The sequence below is a fragment of the Anaerostipes sp. Marseille-Q3525 genome, assembly GCF_018223505.1.
Lineage (GTDB): Bacteria > Bacillota > Clostridia > Lachnospirales > Lachnospiraceae > Anaerostipes > Anaerostipes amylophilus.
Genome location: NZ_JAGTTT010000036.1, coordinates 1 through 17,254 on the forward strand (window position 1 = coordinate 1; position 17,254 = coordinate 17,254).

A 17,254-nucleotide genomic window follows, 5' to 3' on the forward strand; every position below is an offset into this window, starting at 1 on the left:
GATGTATATTATTCGAATAATATGTTTTATGTATTTGGTATATTATATCTTACGAATATATAAAGAGGAAAAAAGTAATGCCAATCAATATTATCAGACAATACTATATATTTACGGAATTGGTGTAGTTGTGATACCAGTAATTTTATGGATTGCAGGGATTATTAGCTCATTTGCTTCGAGTAATGAAGCTTTTCAAGTTGATAAAATGATGGAAATGCTGATGAATTTAGAGGTATTTTCATCAATCATACTATTGAGTGTATCATTTTTGATTGTTAGTTTTGTGCGTGATAATAAAATGTATATTGTATACGCTTTAATTAATTTAGCAGTTTATTTGATAGCATTTTCTATAGATAAAGAATTATCAATAGAAAATATAACGATACACTATCAAGATTTGTATTATTCTTTTGTGATTATCATTGGATATATGATATTAGCAAAGTCTATAAGAAAAAAATGATCATAATTGAAAGAGGATATAGTGCAGAATGAAAGGATATCAAATACAGGAAGCTTTTTGTTCTAAACTCAGATTACAGATTATAAGTAACCTAATTTCAAAAAAATTGTTTTTCACAGAATTAAAAAACTTAACAAATGCATCAGATGGTAATTTGAGTGTACAGTTGAAGAAATTAGAAGGGTGGGAGTATATTAAATCTGAAAAAAAACTAATAAATGGGAAAGGTGTAACACAGTATCAAATAACAGAAACCGGAATAAAACAATTCGAAGAATATGTTGTTTTTTTAGAGTCTGTAATTGCGGATAAGGACAATGATATACAATAAGGAGATAAAAGATAATCAATATATGCAATCTTTTAAATACTTCAAAGATAAAGGAATTTTTAATAAGGTATTAAAATAGGGAGCAAGACAAAGTATTGATATTAGATTTTCTATTGCAGTTAATAGTATTATTTTTTCCATTAATTTTGATGATTTTAATATTCAATAGATAATAATGGATTTCAATGAAATAAGGCTTGGCGTATAAGTAGTAATGTGCCAAGTCCTATTTCTTTGTTAATGTAGATTTTCTGATTTTTTGATTTATTATATTAATAGTAATTTGTGATAAAATAAATAGTAATATTTTGTTATAAGATTAAAGAAGTTTGATACTGCACAGGAGAACGATGATACATTTTTTGAAAGTCTTTGAATAATAATTAGGGTCTAGAAATAGAAATTCACACTGAATTTCTATTTCTTTAATCAAAAGATTCGAATTTTTAACAATTCACAAGACTCTTTTAGGCGTAATTCAAGCAGGTATTGATGAATCGTGACATGATAACGTGATTTAAAGTGATTAATTAGAGTTCCGTGACTGCAGGAAAAATGTATAGAAAGAGATTCTATGGAAAAGTGTTTAAGTGGGTTGGCAAAGCAGCATATGGATTAAGATTTATTTCTTTAAGATATTTTAATGCGGCCGGAGCGCATGTAAGTGGAAAGATAGGGGAAGCACATAATCCAGAATCACATTTGATTCCATTGATTTTGTAGGCTTCAAATGGTAAGAGAGATCATATTAGCATTTTTGGAACGGATTATGATACAAAAGATGGAACATGTGTGAGAGATTATATGTCATGTAACTGATTTAGCGCAGGCACATATTTTTAGCAGTGAAATATCTGATCAATGGTGGAGAAAGCAATATTTTCAATCTTGGAAATGGAGTTGGATTCACAGTGAAAGAAGTTATTGAAACTGAGAGAAAAGTAACAGGTCTTCCAATTAAAGCAGTGGAAGAGAAACGAAGAGCCGGTGTTCCAGATATCTTAATTGTATCCAGTGATAAGGCAAAAGAAGTATTAGGATGGAAACCAGAACTTAATAGTCTGGAAGATATCATATCTACAGCTTGGAAATGGCATAGTACCCATCCGAATGGATATGCCGAATAAATTTGTGTAATTGATGAGAATATCATCTTACAAAAAATAAATTTTATAAAAGAAAATTCCATAAAGAACACAAAACAGAAGTGGAGAAAAAGCGTTTTGGATTAATCGAAGTGATGGTCCGAACGCTTTTTTTTTACAAAAACATATAAAAACTTATCTAAACCGAACATTTGGATATATCTAATCGGGAGTAGGAGTGAGCAAGAAATTCACTCTGAACCTTATCCAAATGGGAAGGAGGTGAACTTTTATGGGGAAATCTCCTTCACAATTTGAGGAAACGATTCAGCACCAATTTGATCGTCTATGCAAACTAGCATTAAAAGGAGAAAAAATAGATTACATAAGACATATAGAATATTTACGCAAAAATGAAGTTATGTTATCGGAATTATCCCAGAAGGAGTTGGATCAGTTGGCTACACACGATGAATATGATTTAGAGAGTTATAAGTTTCAGGTATTAAATTACGATATTGAGGTAAAAGATGCGTTAATAGCAGAAGCTTTAACTTCATTAACAAAGAGAAAAAGAGATGTAATTTTATTATCTTATTTTATGGGAATGAGTGATGCGGAGATTGCGAGAAAGATGAAATTAGTTCGAAGCACAGTAAATGAACATCGGAAACGATCCTTAGAAATTTTAAAGGATGTTATGGAGGAAAAAGCAGATGAGTCAGAAATGTGAATTCCAGTACAATTTATTACCATTTGAAACAATTAAAGAAGCAACCCAAGGAGATGTTGATGCGGTTGAAGAAGTTTTAAAACACTATGACGGATACATTAACAATTTATCGAGAAGAAAAATGTATGATGAATATGGACAGATCCATTATTGTGTAGATGAAACTTTAAAACGAAGGTTACAGACTAAATTATTGATTAAGACTTTGAATTTTAAGATTGGAAATTAAAAGAGGGAACTTTGCGCCACCGTGGCGTAAAGTTCTCTTTTCATAGTAGATAAATATAATGTGACAGAAAGTACAAAATACTATTAATCTAAATATTGGGGAAATGGATGAATTTTATTAAATTTATAGATAAAATAATAACTTTGCGCCACGGCGGCGCAAAGTAGTTATGCAAAAATTGATTATTGTGGTATGCTATGGCTAGGAAATAGAAATAGTATAAATAAAATTGGAAAGCAGAGGTAAGGATATGGCTAAAAATGAAAAAGCAATTGTTCAAGTAATAGCAAAAGAAAATGATACAACAGCGGTAATGAAAGAAGTTCATAAAGCTTCTGATATAGAAGAAAATGATATTATATCTATAAAATTAAATGAAGAGAATTCAGGAGAGATTGATGAAATTATTATGTTGGGAAAAGTGTTAGCACATGAAGTAGAAGAATGTTCTGAAAAATGGGATGCTACTGTTGTTCAAGAAGCTAAATCTGTCGCAAGGAAAATAACTAATAATAAATATATGTAAAAACTGTAAGAAATGAATATGAAAAATAGGAGCAATGGATAAAAACGAAATTTATTGTTCCTATTTTGTGATACAATGAAAAAATAAGTATTATAATCAAAAAATGTATAAGGATGGGAGGAATAAAAAGTGGCATGTTTCAACAATGAACAATATCAAATATTGGCAAATGATTTAATTGGAGATATTTTTTATACATCAACATCTTATAGAGGAAAAATTTCCACTTTAAGACAGTATGCAGAGATAATTATTCGGAAAATTTTAGATATTAATCCAAAAGAAAAAATAATGTTGGGAGATAAAAGAATAAGAAAACATATAGAAACATTGCAAAATCATGAAGTAGTAGAAAATGCAGTCAAAAAATTAAAAGAGGAAGGAAACAAAACTACACATACTCAATATCGTGGTGAAGTTACAGATAAGGAATTTAATATAGCAATGGATGGTATATTTGATCTTTTATCATATTTGTTTATTAATTATTTTGAGAAATATGAATTTGGTACAAATACGGAAGTTATGTATTCGTTTTCTATTTTACCCCCAATAATACGATATAAAGTTCTAATATTTTTATATGGAAAATATCCAGAGAATAGGTGCATTATTGACAAATTGGTATTAGCAACATTAAAGGCCTGTGATGTTCAAACAGCAGAAAAATGGGTTGAAGATAATAAAGAGTCTTTAATGCTTATATCTGCATATTCTGAAAACTTTAATAATAACATAGAATTACAATATTTAATATCAAAAAAAGATGTAGAAATAAATATGTATCAGTTATGTAAGAAAAAAGTAAATCAAGTAGGAGAAATGATTAATCGTAGCGGTGTATTGTATTCTGATTTTGAAAGTGCACTACCACATTATAGAAAAAATGGAATAATTCAGGACAATACGTTGGAAGCCCAAGAATTCAATGATATTATGGAGTTTATATATATGGGGCGTAAAGAACGAGAACGGTTGTGTTCTGCTTTGAATAATCCAATGCTAATACTAAATATAATTGAATGATGTTAATGTACAGAGTATATAATTTTTAAATATGAGACAACATAAATAAAAGGGACAACTTTGCGCCACCGTGGCGCAAAGTGTCCCTTTTTAATTATGGGCTTTAGCCTGCTGAATGGGATGGAGTTTTTCGCGGCTCCGAAAAAAGGAATTCCATTCAGCATTAAACCACCCGCTATGCGGGTGCGCGTCGGTTGTTATACAAAAAATTACCTTTCGGTTTACAATAAAGTTGTTCAGGCTACATTGTAGAAAGGAAAGGTAATTTATGGCGAAGAAAGAATATTCACTCGCACATATGAAATGGATGTGCAAATATCATATCGTCTTCACACCAAAGTATAGACGAAAAGTAATTTACAATCAATATAAAGCGGATATTATTAAGCAGTTGTGTAGCTATAAAGGTGTCGAAATTATAGAAGGACATCTAATGCCAGATCATATACATATGCTGGTAAGTATTCCACCGAAGATTAGTGTATCTTCATTTATGGGATATTTAAAAGGAAAAAGTGCACTTATGATATTCGATAGACACGCAAATTTAAAGTATAGATTTGGAAATCGTCATTTCTGGGCAGAAGGATATTATGTAAGTACAGTAGGACTAAACGAGGCTACAATAAAAAAATATATTCAAGAGCAAGAAAAACATGACATTGCAATGGATAAGTTAAGTGTAAAAGAATATGAAGACCCTTTTAAGGGGTAATGCCAAGTAGTAACAATACCCCTTAAGGGGTAGCGACGAGTCAAGAGAAGGCCAGCGCCTTGAGACGCTGGCCTAGTAGTCATAAGGGCTTATAGCCCTAGAGCAAACCACCCGTTGGACGGGTGGTCCTGATTACCAATATTTTTTAATATAAGCAAGAGCCGTTTCCTGTGACAAAGAAAATTTATCTATAATAAGTTTTAGGGCAGCTTCTTGATCAGCATTAAGTAATTTGTAAGTTTGAATAATTCCTTTTACTTCGCCTCTTGCAGACCTTCTTGCAAGCCCTCTTTTTTTAGTTCTTCTAAAGCGGTACACATATTAATCGCCCCTTTCTTCTCATTCTCTAAAGCGTGATCAATAAGTTCCTGGGATTCTGTAATTGCTCCAACTACCAGTGCAAGTTCTGGAGAAAATGCATCCCCTATCATATGACGTAATGGCATTGCATAATGAATATGAGATTGATTTTCAAGACCTAGAATCATAAAGTCGATTCCATAAGCTGTCTTTTTTACTACATCTAATATTTTTTGGACAGTTTCAGCATGACCATTGAATTTTAACATGGAAGAAACATCTGTATCTACTTCTGTTAGATTATCAGGTTTTAATATTTCTTCTCCATTAAATAGGAAAGTATTAAAAAGATCAGCAAATCGGTCATTGTTTTTCCAAAAATTTTTTAAGATAGTATCTTGTTTGATTTTATTTAACTTAGCCGTAGTCAACACATCACTTTCGAACATCTGTTTATAGTATATGGCCAATATAACACAGATAAAGAGAAAAATAAAATAAAAAATGGAAGTAAAAATTATACAAGGAAACAAATCAGTTTTAGGAGCTTTTCATAGAAAAGTTAAGAAACTTAGAGTTGCAGCATATTGTAGAATCATATAAAATATTATGTGAAAATAATCAGATTTTAGAAGAATTTGACAGGCATGTATTTGAAAGTATAATCGAAAAAGTCATTATAGGTGGCATTGATAAAGATGGTAATAAAGATCCATATATGATTACTTTCATATATAAAACAGGGTTGGAACACGAAATTAAAGATGCAAAAAAACTGTGGTCAAGGAGTAAGGAATGAAAAAGAGAAGAATGCAAATGTGCATTCCTTTGATGAGAACGAGACTGATTCTGTGCATTCCTTAAGTGGAAACGATACATATCGAGACGGTTGTTCTTTTGTCCCAACTGAAATAAAAGTCAGATGATTACATTAATGTCACAATTGAACTTGATGATGTGGATATAACATCTGCAGAGACTAAGGCAACATATGATGAGATAAATCGGGATTGACAGAGGTAATGAAATGTTTGAATAATTAGGAATTATGTAACGAACTAGGTCTTAACGAAGAGGAAAAATAGTTAATAAAGAGAGGTGCATATGCTATGCCAGGTATACTCGTGGTTGAAGATGATGAAAATTTAAATCGTGGAATTACATTTTCACTGAAAAAATCCGGATATGAGGTTTTTTCAGCAGAATCAGTGAAAAAAGCGAAAAGAATTGCAAGTGATAATAATGTGGATGTTACCATTTGTGATGTGAATCTTCCGGATGGGAATGGACTGGAATTTGTAAGGTGGATGAGATGCAATTATAATACATACATTATTTGTCTTACAGCACTAGATCAGGAGATGGATCAGGTCATGGGATATGAAGCAGGGGCAGATGATTATATTACAAAGCCGTTTAGTCTTTCGGTACTTCTTTTGAAAATAGAAGCACATTTCCGCCGCAGACAGGAGAAAACGGAAGCCGGAAAGATGATTTCGGGAGATATCGTATTTATCGCAGGAGAAATGAAAGTCCTGATAAAGAGTCGTGAAATCAGTCTGACAAAAACGGAGTTGAAAATGCTGACTTTTTTTCTTCAGAATCCGAAACAGATTCTTTCAAAAACACAAATATTGGAAAATGTGTTTGATCTGGAAGGGGATTTTGTGGATGAAAATACAATCGCTGTCAATATCAGAAGACTCCGTGAGAAAATCGAAGACAATCCGGCTGCACCGGTCTATATAAAGAATATCAGAGGTCTTGGGTATATATGGAATCAGGAGGTAAGGCAGTGACAAAGAGATATCGCAAGAAGATTACAGTAGTGCTCTCCTTGGTATTACCTGTCATATTATTGTTTGCAATATTAAATTGCTTTACCACGTATGTGTTTTATGAAGATTATAAATATAAAATGAATCTTATGACAGAGATTGCTGCAAAGGAAGAATTTTCTGGGCTGGATGCTGTTTCGGAATTGCTTAAGGATAAGGATATTGAAACCAACGAACAGGGAAGGCGATTATTGGAGCAATATGGATACTGGGGAAATAAAGGGAATGCATTTTATATGCAATTCCGGCATCAGGTTATGGTGACCGGTGCTGTAAGCACTGTGATATGCGTGCTTCTTTTGACTTTTTTATTTTATTGGAAGAAAAAAGAAGATGCGTGTCATCAGAAAATTTTAGACCAGTTGGAAGAAATTCTGATCAGATTCCGTGAAAATAAATTTGATGCTTTACTGAAAACGGAAAATTCAGCAGAACTGGAAAAATTGAATGACCAGCTTGAAGCAATCGGACATCATATTCAGTTGCTAAAGGAAGAAGCACGGGAAGAAAAAGAGAGCACGAAAGAAATGGTTTCTGATATCTCTCACCAGTTAAAGACACCGGTTGCAGCTTTGGATACATGTTTTAGTGTGCTGATGCAGAATGACTTAAGTGCCACAGAACAGGAGGAGTTTCGTATCCGTTGTCGGAGTGCTCTGGATGGACTGGAGACATTATTGCAGTCGCTTCTTGAAATATCCAAGATGGAAACTGGACTGATTCAGATTAATAAGAAAAAACTTCCGCTTATGGATACTGTCATATCTGCTGTGAACCGCACTTATTCTAAAGCGGATGAGAAAGAAATTGAATTCGTTTTTGACTATGAAAAAGAGCTGGAAACATGCACGATTATGCAGGATAAAAGGTGGCTTGGTGAAGCTGTGATCAACGTTCTGGATAATGCGATCAAGTACAGTCCGTGTGGTTCAAAAATATTTATCCGGTTACAAAAAAGAAACTATCTTGTAAGAATGGAAATTGAGGATCAGGGAATTGGTATTCCGCAGAATGAGTATCACAAAATTTTTCAACGATTTTACAGAGGAAGTTCCAAGGAGGTCATGGAAAAGAGTGGTACAGGAATCGGACTTTTTCTATCGAGAGAAATTATCGAAAAACACGGAGGTACAATCATGGTAACCTCCGGCAAAAAGAAAAAAGGAAGCACGTTTGTGATTCAATTACCATATGTTGGTTAAATTTTAAGTGAGCAGAAATCTTACAATTCTGTAAGATTTCTGCTCGTTTTTTGAAAGTGAAATGAAAGATTGTCCTGATACAATTTGAATGTAGGTTGAGAAATGACCAAATATATAAACAGGCAAAGAAAGCGTGCTGAAAGGTACGCTTTACAGAATTGAAAAGGAGGCAATACATGAGTGTGATATTAGAAACCAAGCAGCTTTGTAAGTTTTATGGCGCAGGTGAGAATCAGGTCAAAGCGGTCAATCAGGTGGACATTCAGATTGAGCAGGGAGAATTTGTCGCAATTGTCGGAAAGTCAGGTTCAGGTAAAAGTACATTACTTCATATGCTTGGAGGGCTAGACACCCCGACAAAAGGCAGTGTTACTTTAGCAGGGAAAGATTTATACAGGATGAAGGAAGATGCCCTTGCTGTTTTCCGCAGAAGAAAAATCGGATTTGTTTTTCAGGCATTTAATCTGGTTTCATCTGTTAATGTCTGGGAAAATATTGTACTGCCACTGGGGCTGGATGGAAGAAAAGTGGATGAAGCGTATGTAAATGATATCATTGCAACTCTGGGGATTGAAAACCGGATTTATAATCTGCCAAATCAGTTATCCGGAGGACAGCAGCAGAGAGTAGCAATTGCAAGAGCACTGGTGAATCGTCCGGAAATTATATTTGCAGATGAGCCGACAGGAAATCTTGATTCTAAGACCAGTGATGAGGTAATCGCCCTGCTTAAGATGACAGCAAAAAAATATGGTCAGACGATTGTAATGATTACCCATGATGACGAAATCGCACAGGTCGCTGATCGTATTCTGGTGATTGAGGATGGACAGGTGGTGGATTTCAGATGAAAACAATAAGCAGGATTGCATATAGCAATGACAAAAGGAACAGGACAAGAAGCATACTGATCATGATGGCAATCTGTCTGACCACGATGCTGCTTGTTATCATCAGTACTGTGGGAAATGGGGTAATTCATTTACAGAAAAGTCAGGCGGCAGGATCATATGGAAGCAATTATGGTCTGTTTGTTTCCGCAGACGGATCGCAGTTAAAAGAAGTAAACCGCCGTGCGGAAATAGATGCTACAGGCATTATGTGCACCGAAGGTATCATAAAAGGCAACGAAAAGGGTGGTTTTGTCTGCATGGATGAGACTGCAAGAAAAATGCTTCCCTATAATAAGGAATATGAGTTAAAGGAAGGAAAGTATCCGGAAAAAATGCAGGAAATTGCCGCCGGAAGAGCTTTTTTTCGTGCAATGGGGTATGGTGATGTAAAGGTCGGAGATACGGTTACACTGGATTACCGTGCAGGGATGCGGTCAGAATATAAGCCGGAAGAGTTTGTTGTCAGCGGAATCCTACATGACCGGGATGAGTATACCATCGAGGCATCTTATGTTGCTTTCGGGTCACAGGAGTTTTATGATGAGCACGTCGAAGAGAATGACAGACAGTATAATATTTATTTTACTTTAAATGATTCTGCAAATGTATCTATGAATAATATTGATTCGGTTATAAAGCAGATTGCAGCAGCTTGTGGGATCGAAGAAAAAAACGTTATAGTCAATGATCTCTATTTGCAATGGGTCTTGCAGCCGAGTTATGAAACGATTGCGGTATGTGGGGTTTTGATTCTTGCAATTGTACTTTTCTCTGTTGTGGTTATTTATAATATTTTTCAGGTCGGTATTGCCAACAAGATACAGGAGTATGGAAAAATCAAGGCTCTGGGAGCGACAAAAAAGCAGATGAAACAACTGATCTTCAGAGAGGGCATTTTTTTGACATTTTTTTCAATACCAGTTGGATTGCTTTTTGGCTTTCTGATTGCAAAATGCGGTTTTAACTGGCTGGTAGAACAGGGGAACCTTGTATCAACCGGAACTGGCTCTATGGGAGTTCAAAATCAGCAGGTTCCTCTGTTTTCCTTGCCTGTTATGCTTCTCTGTATTTTCGTATCATTTCTTACCGTTGCTTTGGCACTGCGTAAACCAATGAAAATTGTTTCACGGATTTCACCTATCGAAGCAACACGGTATTTAGAAAATGCAGAAACACAAAAAAAAGGAAAACGAAATGGCAGAAAAAATGTCACCGTGTTTTCTATGGCAATGGCAAATGTAACGGGTAATCCCAAAAGAACTATTGGTACTATCCTCACAATGGGTTTTTCTTGCGTATTGTTTGTGATTATCTCTAATTATGTGGGAAATATTGACACGGAGCATGAAGCACGTCTTTCCGTTAATCATGGACAATTTGAACTGCAGCTTGACTATTCTGCTGAGTATGACGAAAGATATCCGGAGAATAATCTGGATACGATTCTGACGGATGATCCATTGAATGATTCGCTGATTGAAGAAATCAAAAGCATTCCGGGAGTAACAGATGTCATGACGAGAGAGATTGTCTCTGTAAATCTGAACGGAACAAGATTTCCGGCTACTATTGTGAGTAAAAAGGATTTTGATTTTATGCGCCAAGAAGGGGATATTGGCTCTATGGACTATGATCAGGCGGTAAAGAATGGTGATATTTTCTTTGGCTGGTCAACGTGGATGGAACAAGATGGATATGCTCCTGGTGAATCCATTGCATTTGACTTTGAGAATGGAAGTGGAACCTATACCTATCAGGGAAAGATTGCAGGATCTTTTGTAAGTGCGGACACTTATCTTGTCATTCCGAAAGGTGTATATCGTTCCATGAATCCGAGAGGAACAGCCTATGGCTATCTGTGGGTGGATTGTGATAAAAAAGATGTGGCATCTGTAGAACAAAGTCTGAATACTTTGATTTCTAATACTTCGCATATAAAAATGGATACTTATCATGCGCAGTTACAATCTGCCGAATTTGCAAGCAGCATGATGAAGCTTGGCTGTTATCTGTTTATGGCGATTGTAGGACTCATCGGGTTTATGAATATGGCGAATACCATGATCATGAATATTACGACAAAAAAGCAGGAATATGGTATATTACAGGCTGTGGGTATGACAAATAAACAATTAAATTTATGTCTGCAGTTACAGGGACTGATGTTTACGGTTGGTACCATATGCGTAGCTTTGATCATTGGTCTGCCGCTCGGCTATGCACTTTTTTCCTATGCAAAACATAATGGAATATTTGGAATGAATATCTATCATGTTCCAATCGTACCAATTTTTATTATGATTCTTTTGGTCGGTCTGTTGCAGATTGTACTTTCCTGCGTTTTAAGCAGTAATCTGAAAAAAGAAACGCTAGTTGAAAGAATAAGGTATCAGGGATAGCAAGTAACCAAGCTGTCACTCGGGCAATGAGTGACGGCTTGGTTTGCGAGTATACGTCAAAAGATTCTGTTATTACTTAGGTGGAGTAAATCAGCTTCTGGACAAAAAGGCTGCATAAGCAGCCGACATCCTGCGGATAATATGCTGCAGGATGGCTTGATATTGTAAAGTTCTTTATCCGTCCGGATGGTCCATTTTTTTCGGTTTCACATTTAATGCAATTCTTCCAATGCGTACTGTAAAGAACTTAATCATGTGGCCAATTGACTCCTTTATCTTCTTTACCGTCATAAGATTGATTGAGCAGACAGGAATTTTTAATCTTTTTAGAAAGTCGGCGGCTAACTGATTACATATATTTGAAAAATTCGATAGGAATAGAAGCACCTGTCAAAGAATCTTTGCGCAACTATATATGCAATGTAATGTGATAACTGCTTTACTTTGAACATTATTTTTCGCATAATAATATTCAAGGGAGCATGTAATATTATGAATATAGGAAATCATATATTAAACATTCGTAAAGAAAATCAATTGTAGAATTTTTTACAGGTGCTGGAACAGGAATTGTTGTATCTTGTTTATTTTCTCCAGATTCATTGATAAGAACTACAGTCATTATTGTTGGAATTATAATGATATGTATTGGTTGGTATAAAAAATCAAAGAATGATAAAAAGATATTTCAATATATGAAAGAGCAGGATTAAATGAACTATGAACGAAGCATGTGAGCTAGAAAATAATGTTATAGTTTTTCGTTGCAAAAAAAATGTGCTAAAATAGATATCAGAAAGAAAAATGGAGGACAATAATATGATCTCATTTACAAGTGACTATATCGCAGGAGCGCATCCAGCGATCATGCAAAGATTATTAGAAACTAACATGGAAAATTTAAGCGGATACGGAACGGATAAATATTGTGCGCAGGCAAAAGAAAAGATCAAACATGTATTTCGCTGTCCAGATGGAGAAGTCTTTTTCTTAGTCGGCGGTACACAGACAAATCAGGTGATCATCAGTACAATGCTTGCGCCTTACGAAGGTGTGATTGCAGCAAAAACAGGACATGTCAGTGTTCATGAAGCCGGAGCGATTGAATACAGCGGACATAAAGTAATCGAGTTAGAAGAAAAGGATGGAAAATTAGCAGCAGAAGATATTAAGAAATGCATCAAAGATTTTTATGCAGACGACAATCATGAACATATGGTATATCCAGGAATGGTCTATATCTCATTTCCTACAGAATACGGAACATTGTATTCAAAGAAGGAACTAACAGAGATATCCAATATCTGCAGAAATTATAAAATTCCATTGTTTATTGACGGAGCGAGATTAGGTTATGGACTTGAAAGCAAAGAAAATGAGCTGACACCAGAAGAGATAGCAGAACTTTGTGATGTATTTTACATTGGAGGAACGAAAGTAGGAGCATTATGCGGAGAAGCTGTTGTATTTCCGCATCATAATACACCTAAACATTTTGTGACACAGATTAAGCAAAGAGGTGCATTACTTGCGAAGGGAAGGGTGCTGGGAATTCAGTTTGATACTTTATTTACAGACAATCTGTATTTTGAGATCAGCAAACATGCAATTGCAATGGCAGAGAAATTAAAAGAAGTTTTCCATAAGAAAGGATATACATTCTTCTTAGAATCACCAACGAATCAGCAATTTATCATTCTTGAGAATGAGAAGATGAAAGAATTGAGCAAGAATGTAGAATTTGGTTTCTGGGAGAAATACGATGATAACCATACGGTTGTAAGATTTGCAACAAGCTGGTCAACGGAGGAAAGTTCCATAGATCAGTTGGAAGAATATCTGTAATATAGTTGCGATAACTTAAAGTTATATCAAACTGACATTTATAAGTATTATACATTTCTCCAATAATACTGCATAATAAAGGCACAACAAACGGAAAACAAAATGCCAGACAGCAGAATATAAAGGGAGAAAATTAAAATGAAATTAACATATGATATCGTAGGATCTTTCTTACGTCCAGAAGCGATCAAAAATGCAAGAAAAGATTTTAAAGAAGGAAAGATCACAAGAGAAGAATTAACAAAAGTCGAAGACAAAGAAATCGCAGCATTAGTTGAGAAAGAAGTTGCACATAAACTTCCATATGTCACAGATGGAGAATTCCGAAGAAGATGGTGGCATTTAGACTGGTTAAAAGAGTTTGACGGATTTGAGACAAAACATCTGACAAAAGAGATCAATGGAACGATCAACGAGATTGAACTTGGAGTCGTTACAGGAAAAGTATTCTATGATAAGAACAAAAAACATCCAGAAGTCGAGGCATGGGATTATTTGCATTCTTTAGCACAGAAATACGAAGGTGTCACAGCAAAAAAATGTATTTCTGGTCCGAACATGATCTTTATCGATCATTTCTTGCAGTTAGGAAATAAAGAGACACCATATTATGGAACAAATGTAGAAGCTTTGATCGATGATGTAGCAAAAGCATATCAGGATGCAATTGCAGACTTTTACGATCATGGATGCCGCTATATTCAGATTGACGATACATCATGGACTTATCTGATCGATGAAACTTTCTTAAAGAAAGTAGACGCCCTTGGATATAAAAAAGAAGAAATCCTTGACTGGTTTAAACGAGTGTCAACAAAAGCATTAGATAACAAACCAGAAGATATGTTTATTGCAACACATTTCTGTAAAGGAAACTTCAAAGGAAATCCATTGTTCCACGGATTCTATGATTCCGTAGCACCAGTGATCGCTGAGATTCCTTATCAGGCATTCTTTGTAGAATATGATGATGCACGTTCAGGATCATTTGAACCATGGAAAGCATTAAAAGATAAAGATGCAATCTTTGTAGCAGGATTAATTTCCACAAAGAATCCAGAATTAGAGGATCACGATGAGATTAAAAAACGTTATGAAGAAGCAAAAGCGATCGTAGGAGATCAGATTGCGTTATCACCACAGTGTGGATTTGCATCTGTAGAAGAAGGAAACTGTATTGATGAAGAGAGACAGTGGAAGAAGATTGACCTGTTAGTTTCTTGTGCGGATTTTCTTGAGTAGGATATGGTTATAAATTAGATATAGAAGAAATGCAGTTTTGCGTGTTGGATGCAAGGCTGCATTTTTTTGCATAAAACTTTATGATAAATTAAAAACATTGATGAAGGAGTATATGTCATATATAATATAAATATATAATGTAAAACACAAAGGAGAAAGGGATATGGGAAAGAAAAAAAGTTTTATTATCTTACTAATTTTAGCAATATTGGCAACAGGAGGGGTTATATGTATGAATTCAGATATATCTATTCAGAAGAACTACAAGAAACCAGTACGATTTAAAAAGTTAAAGTACAGGAAGTTTAATATAGAGGATGAATATATCAAAGAAATTGTTAATTCAGAATCATCTGCAGAGAAGAAGATACCGTATGAGTACAAGATAAATAAAAAAGGTGTTCTTATTGGAAGTGCCATAGGGGATGATGGTTATCCGTTAAAGAAATATGGGAAAGGTGTAAAGGAAAAAATAGCATCAAATGTTAAGCATCTGAGTTTTAATGGATCTACATTGTTATTTCTTGATAACAAAAATAAATTATATGGAATGGGATGGAATCGAACAGAAGAATTAGGAATTAAAATGAATGAAGAAGAGAAATCTAGTGAAATTACAGGAGTTGTTCGTAAACCTGTCTCTATTATAGATAATGTTATTTACATGACAAATCAAAATGAAACAGGGACAGTACTTGCTATAAAAGAAGATAAATCGGTATGGACTTGGGGCTGTAATGGAAGTGGATTGTTAGGGTATGATAAGGATTGCAATAAAGATATAGTACAAGTAAAAAAGATATTAGATCATATGAGATTTGTAACATCAAATTGGTATAATGCAGCAGCTATTTCTGAAGATAATGATTTGTACTTGTGGGGAGATAATGCATATGGACAATTAGGAAATGGTAAAAAGGGTGGAGAATATGGCATGGAAGAAAATTATGAATATATTCCACAAAAAACAATGTCTGATGTTGCTAAAGTCAAAATAAAGAAAGGAAGAATTATTGTTACAAGATTAGATGGATCAAAATGGGAAGCTGGAGTAGGATGTGGAAGTGAAAAAGGTACAGATGGAAAGAATATAAGTACCAGATTTATAAGAATAGATAAAAATAAGTAATCAAGGAAATAGATATTATTTTTATATTTTTGATATAAAACTTGAATGTTATATATAAAAAATATATAATATAAATATATTAAATTGAAACAATAAGTAGCATAAAGACATTGTAGTAACAAAACATTTTAGCAGGCAGAATTTACAGATATCATGCAAGGAAAATAAAGTATATATTTAAATTCGAGCAGTAAAACAATATGTTCTTTTATAGAAGAAAGAGGGTGTATCTTATGTCAGAGAAAGGAAAGATTCGCTTTATCAGCGAGGAAAAGACAAAAGAATTGCAAAAAGACTGGAAAGGATATGGAAGATCACAAGTATTATTCGGTCTGGTTGTTCTGGCAATTATTGTCTTGGCAGTAGTTTATCAATTTGTTTTATAAGAATCTAAAGAGAATGCCCATCGATATATTGTAGTTTTGGCAAATGAAAACACAACATATTGATGGGCAAAATTATTGTCGAAAAAAGATGAAAAAAGTTGTTGACATACTGTATACAGCTATGGTAAGATAGTCAACGTCGCTGAAAGAGCGGCATGAAAATATAACATCAAAGCTGGTTTTGCTTCTGAAAAGAATGAAAAAACTTCTTGACATAAGCTGTCAGATGTGATAATCTATAAAAGTTGCTGACGGAGAACGATCAGAACAATAGAGATCAGATCTGAAAGAAAAGTTAAAAAGTTCTTGACAGATGAGATCAGAAATGATATTATATAAAAGTTGTTGCAGAACGAAAGAGTTCAAAACAACAAAATAAATTAAAAAAGTTCTTGACAAATAAAAAGAACTGCGATAAAATAATAAAGCTTCTTGCACACAAGAAGCGGATCACAAAAAAGATCTTTGACAACTGAACAATAAGACAACCTTGAAAATTCTAATGAATTTTTCAGATGATTTTAGTAAAAATCAACGAACGTTCTTTATAGAGAACAGTAATTAATAAGGATAAAGAAGCTAGTGCTTCTTGAACTTGGATCAACATTGAACATGAGAGTTTGATCCTGGCTCAGGATGAACGCTGGCGGCGTGCTTAACACATGCAAGTCGAACGAAGCTGCTTAACAGATTTCCTTCGGGATTGATGTTTTGTAGACTGAGTGGCGGACGGGTGAGTAACGCGTGGGTAACCTGCCCTGTACAGGGGGATAACAATCAGAAATGACTGCTAATACCGCATAAGACCACAGCACCGCATGGTGCAGGGGTAAAAACTCCGGTGGTACAGGATGGACCCGCGTCTGATTAGCTGGTTGGTGAGGTAACGGCTCACCAAGGCGACGA

19 protein-coding genes and 1 rRNA gene are annotated in these 17,254 nt (G+C 34.4%); 19 read left to right on the plus strand and 1 reads right to left on the minus strand.

Going from position 1 to position 17,254, the window contains the following annotated elements; translation table 11 throughout:
* The 9 genes from KE503_RS12795 to tnpA all read left to right on the plus strand — a co-directional run.
* The coding region (locus KE503_RS12795; protein ID WP_212385427.1) for a hypothetical protein at positions 1-469 on the plus strand (469 nt) is incomplete at its 5' end.
* A 28-nt stretch (positions 470-497) separates the two neighbouring features.
* Positions 498-800: a transcriptional regulator gene (locus KE503_RS12800; RefSeq protein ID WP_055073061.1), complete on the plus strand. Its 303-nt coding sequence runs from the start codon at positions 498-500 to the stop codon at positions 798-800.
* A 555-nt stretch (positions 801-1,355) separates the two neighbouring features.
* Complete coding sequence (locus KE503_RS15085; RefSeq protein ID WP_155511635.1) at positions 1,356-1,523, plus strand: hypothetical protein; 168 nt, start codon at positions 1,356-1,358, stop codon at positions 1,521-1,523.
* Between the two features lie 122 nt (positions 1,524-1,645).
* Complete coding sequence (locus tag KE503_RS15090; RefSeq protein WP_330381533.1) at positions 1,646-1,927, plus strand: hypothetical protein; 282 nt, start codon at positions 1,646-1,648, stop codon at positions 1,925-1,927.
* Positions 1,928-2,177: 250 nt separating this feature from the next.
* The gene (locus tag KE503_RS12815; RefSeq protein ID WP_055073062.1) at positions 2,178-2,618 is read left to right on the plus strand and encodes a sigma factor-like helix-turn-helix DNA-binding protein; all 441 of its coding nucleotides are present in this window, start codon (positions 2,178-2,180) and stop codon (positions 2,616-2,618) included.
* Positions 2,602-2,847: a helix-turn-helix domain-containing protein gene (locus KE503_RS12820; RefSeq protein WP_055073063.1), complete on the plus strand. Its 246-nt coding sequence runs from the start codon at positions 2,602-2,604 to the stop codon at positions 2,845-2,847. The genes KE503_RS12815 and KE503_RS12820 overlap by 17 nt, the downstream gene beginning before the upstream one ends.
* A 250-nt stretch (positions 2,848-3,097) precedes the next feature.
* A complete protein-coding gene (locus tag KE503_RS12825) occupies positions 3,098-3,373 on the plus strand; it encodes a hypothetical protein (RefSeq protein ID WP_055073064.1) in 276 nt (91 codons plus the stop codon).
* Positions 3,374-3,502: 129 nt separating this feature from the next.
* The gene (locus KE503_RS12830; protein WP_055073065.1) at positions 3,503-4,399 is read left to right on the plus strand and encodes a hypothetical protein; all 897 of its coding nucleotides are present in this window, start codon (positions 3,503-3,505) and stop codon (positions 4,397-4,399) included.
* A 268-nt stretch (positions 4,400-4,667) separates the two neighbouring features.
* A complete protein-coding gene (tnpA, locus tag KE503_RS12835; RefSeq protein ID WP_055073066.1) occupies positions 4,668-5,114 on the plus strand; it encodes an IS200/IS605 family transposase in 447 nt (148 codons plus the stop codon).
* A gap of 254 nt (positions 5,115-5,368) precedes the next feature.
* Here the strand turns inward: tnpA and KE503_RS12840 are convergent, their stop codons facing one another.
* Positions 5,369-5,845 carry a hypothetical protein gene (locus tag KE503_RS12840; RefSeq protein ID WP_249183066.1) on the minus strand — a complete coding sequence of 159 codons (477 nt, stop codon included), beginning with the start codon at positions 5,843-5,845 and terminating at the stop codon, positions 5,369-5,371.
* Positions 5,846-5,991: 146 nt separating this feature from the next.
* On the opposite strand from KE503_RS12840, the gene KE503_RS12845 reads away from it, so the two are divergent.
* The 10 genes from KE503_RS12845 to KE503_RS12890 all read left to right on the plus strand — a co-directional run.
* Positions 5,992-6,213, plus strand: coding sequence for a hypothetical protein (locus KE503_RS12845; protein ID WP_212385429.1), 222 nt, complete (start codon positions 5,992-5,994; stop codon positions 6,211-6,213).
* Positions 6,214-6,523: 310 nt separating this feature from the next.
* Positions 6,524-7,213 (plus strand): response regulator transcription factor, encoded by a 690-nt coding sequence (locus tag KE503_RS12850; RefSeq protein WP_008120506.1) that lies wholly within the window; start codon positions 6,524-6,526, stop codon positions 7,211-7,213.
* On the plus strand, positions 7,189-8,454 hold the full coding sequence (locus KE503_RS12855) for a sensor histidine kinase (protein WP_212385431.1): 1,266 nt from the start codon (positions 7,189-7,191) through the stop codon (positions 8,452-8,454). The genes KE503_RS12850 and KE503_RS12855 overlap by 25 nt, the downstream gene beginning before the upstream one ends.
* A gap of 176 nt (positions 8,455-8,630) precedes the next feature.
* Positions 8,631-9,305 carry an ABC transporter ATP-binding protein gene (locus tag KE503_RS12860; RefSeq protein ID WP_006426335.1) on the plus strand — a complete coding sequence of 225 codons (675 nt, stop codon included), beginning with the start codon at positions 8,631-8,633 and terminating at the stop codon, positions 9,303-9,305.
* Positions 9,302-11,746, plus strand: a complete 2,445-nt coding sequence (locus KE503_RS12865) for an ABC transporter permease (RefSeq protein ID WP_212385432.1) — start codon at positions 9,302-9,304, stop codon at positions 11,744-11,746. The genes KE503_RS12860 and KE503_RS12865 overlap by 4 nt, the downstream gene beginning before the upstream one ends.
* A gap of 819 nt (positions 11,747-12,565) precedes the next feature.
* On the plus strand, positions 12,566-13,591 hold the full coding sequence (locus KE503_RS12870; RefSeq protein WP_055196203.1) for a threonine aldolase family protein: 1,026 nt from the start codon (positions 12,566-12,568) through the stop codon (positions 13,589-13,591).
* A 138-nt stretch (positions 13,592-13,729) separates the two neighbouring features.
* Positions 13,730-14,833: a 5-methyltetrahydropteroyltriglutamate--homocysteine S-methyltransferase gene (locus KE503_RS12875; protein WP_055196202.1), complete on the plus strand. Its 1,104-nt coding sequence runs from the start codon at positions 13,730-13,732 to the stop codon at positions 14,831-14,833.
* A gap of 163 nt (positions 14,834-14,996) precedes the next feature.
* Positions 14,997-15,962 carry a hypothetical protein gene (locus KE503_RS12880; RefSeq protein WP_055196201.1) on the plus strand — a complete coding sequence of 322 codons (966 nt, stop codon included), beginning with the start codon at positions 14,997-14,999 and terminating at the stop codon, positions 15,960-15,962.
* A gap of 233 nt (positions 15,963-16,195) precedes the next feature.
* On the plus strand, positions 16,196-16,348 hold the full coding sequence (locus KE503_RS12885; RefSeq protein WP_226799491.1) for a hypothetical protein: 153 nt from the start codon (positions 16,196-16,198) through the stop codon (positions 16,346-16,348).
* A gap of 608 nt (positions 16,349-16,956) precedes the next feature.
* A 16S ribosomal RNA gene (locus tag KE503_RS12890) occupies positions 16,957-17,254 on the plus strand; the annotation flags it as partial.

What these genes read in the sequence shown, in the direction of transcription:
- KE503_RS12800 (WP_055073061.1), top strand. Translation starts at nt 498, where the DNA reads ATGAAAGGATATCAAATACAGGAAGCTTTTTGTTCTAAACTCAGATTA.
- KE503_RS15085 (WP_155511635.1), top strand. Translation starts at nt 1,356, where the DNA reads ATGTATAGAAAGAGATTCTATGGAAAAGTGTTTAAGTGGGTTGGCAAA.
- KE503_RS12815 (WP_055073062.1), top strand. Translation starts at nt 2,178, where the DNA reads ATGGGGAAATCTCCTTCACAATTTGAGGAAACGATTCAGCACCAATTT.
- KE503_RS12820 (WP_055073063.1), top strand. Translation starts at nt 2,602, where the DNA reads ATGAGTCAGAAATGTGAATTCCAGTACAATTTATTACCATTTGAAACA.
- KE503_RS12825 (WP_055073064.1), top strand. Translation starts at nt 3,098, where the DNA reads ATGGCTAAAAATGAAAAAGCAATTGTTCAAGTAATAGCAAAAGAAAAT.
- tnpA (WP_055073066.1), top strand. Translation starts at nt 4,668, where the DNA reads ATGGCGAAGAAAGAATATTCACTCGCACATATGAAATGGATGTGCAAA.
- KE503_RS12850 (WP_008120506.1), top strand. Translation starts at nt 6,524, where the DNA reads ATGCCAGGTATACTCGTGGTTGAAGATGATGAAAATTTAAATCGTGGA.
- KE503_RS12855 (WP_212385431.1), top strand. Translation starts at nt 7,189, where the DNA reads ATGGAATCAGGAGGTAAGGCAGTGACAAAGAGATATCGCAAGAAGATT.
- KE503_RS12860 (WP_006426335.1), top strand. Translation starts at nt 8,631, where the DNA reads ATGAGTGTGATATTAGAAACCAAGCAGCTTTGTAAGTTTTATGGCGCA.
- KE503_RS12865 (WP_212385432.1), top strand. Translation starts at nt 9,302, where the DNA reads ATGAAAACAATAAGCAGGATTGCATATAGCAATGACAAAAGGAACAGG.
- KE503_RS12870 (WP_055196203.1), top strand. Translation starts at nt 12,566, where the DNA reads ATGATCTCATTTACAAGTGACTATATCGCAGGAGCGCATCCAGCGATC.
- KE503_RS12875 (WP_055196202.1), top strand. Translation starts at nt 13,730, where the DNA reads ATGAAATTAACATATGATATCGTAGGATCTTTCTTACGTCCAGAAGCG.
- KE503_RS12880 (WP_055196201.1), top strand. Translation starts at nt 14,997, where the DNA reads ATGGGAAAGAAAAAAAGTTTTATTATCTTACTAATTTTAGCAATATTG.
- KE503_RS12885 (WP_226799491.1), top strand. Translation starts at nt 16,196, where the DNA reads ATGTCAGAGAAAGGAAAGATTCGCTTTATCAGCGAGGAAAAGACAAAA.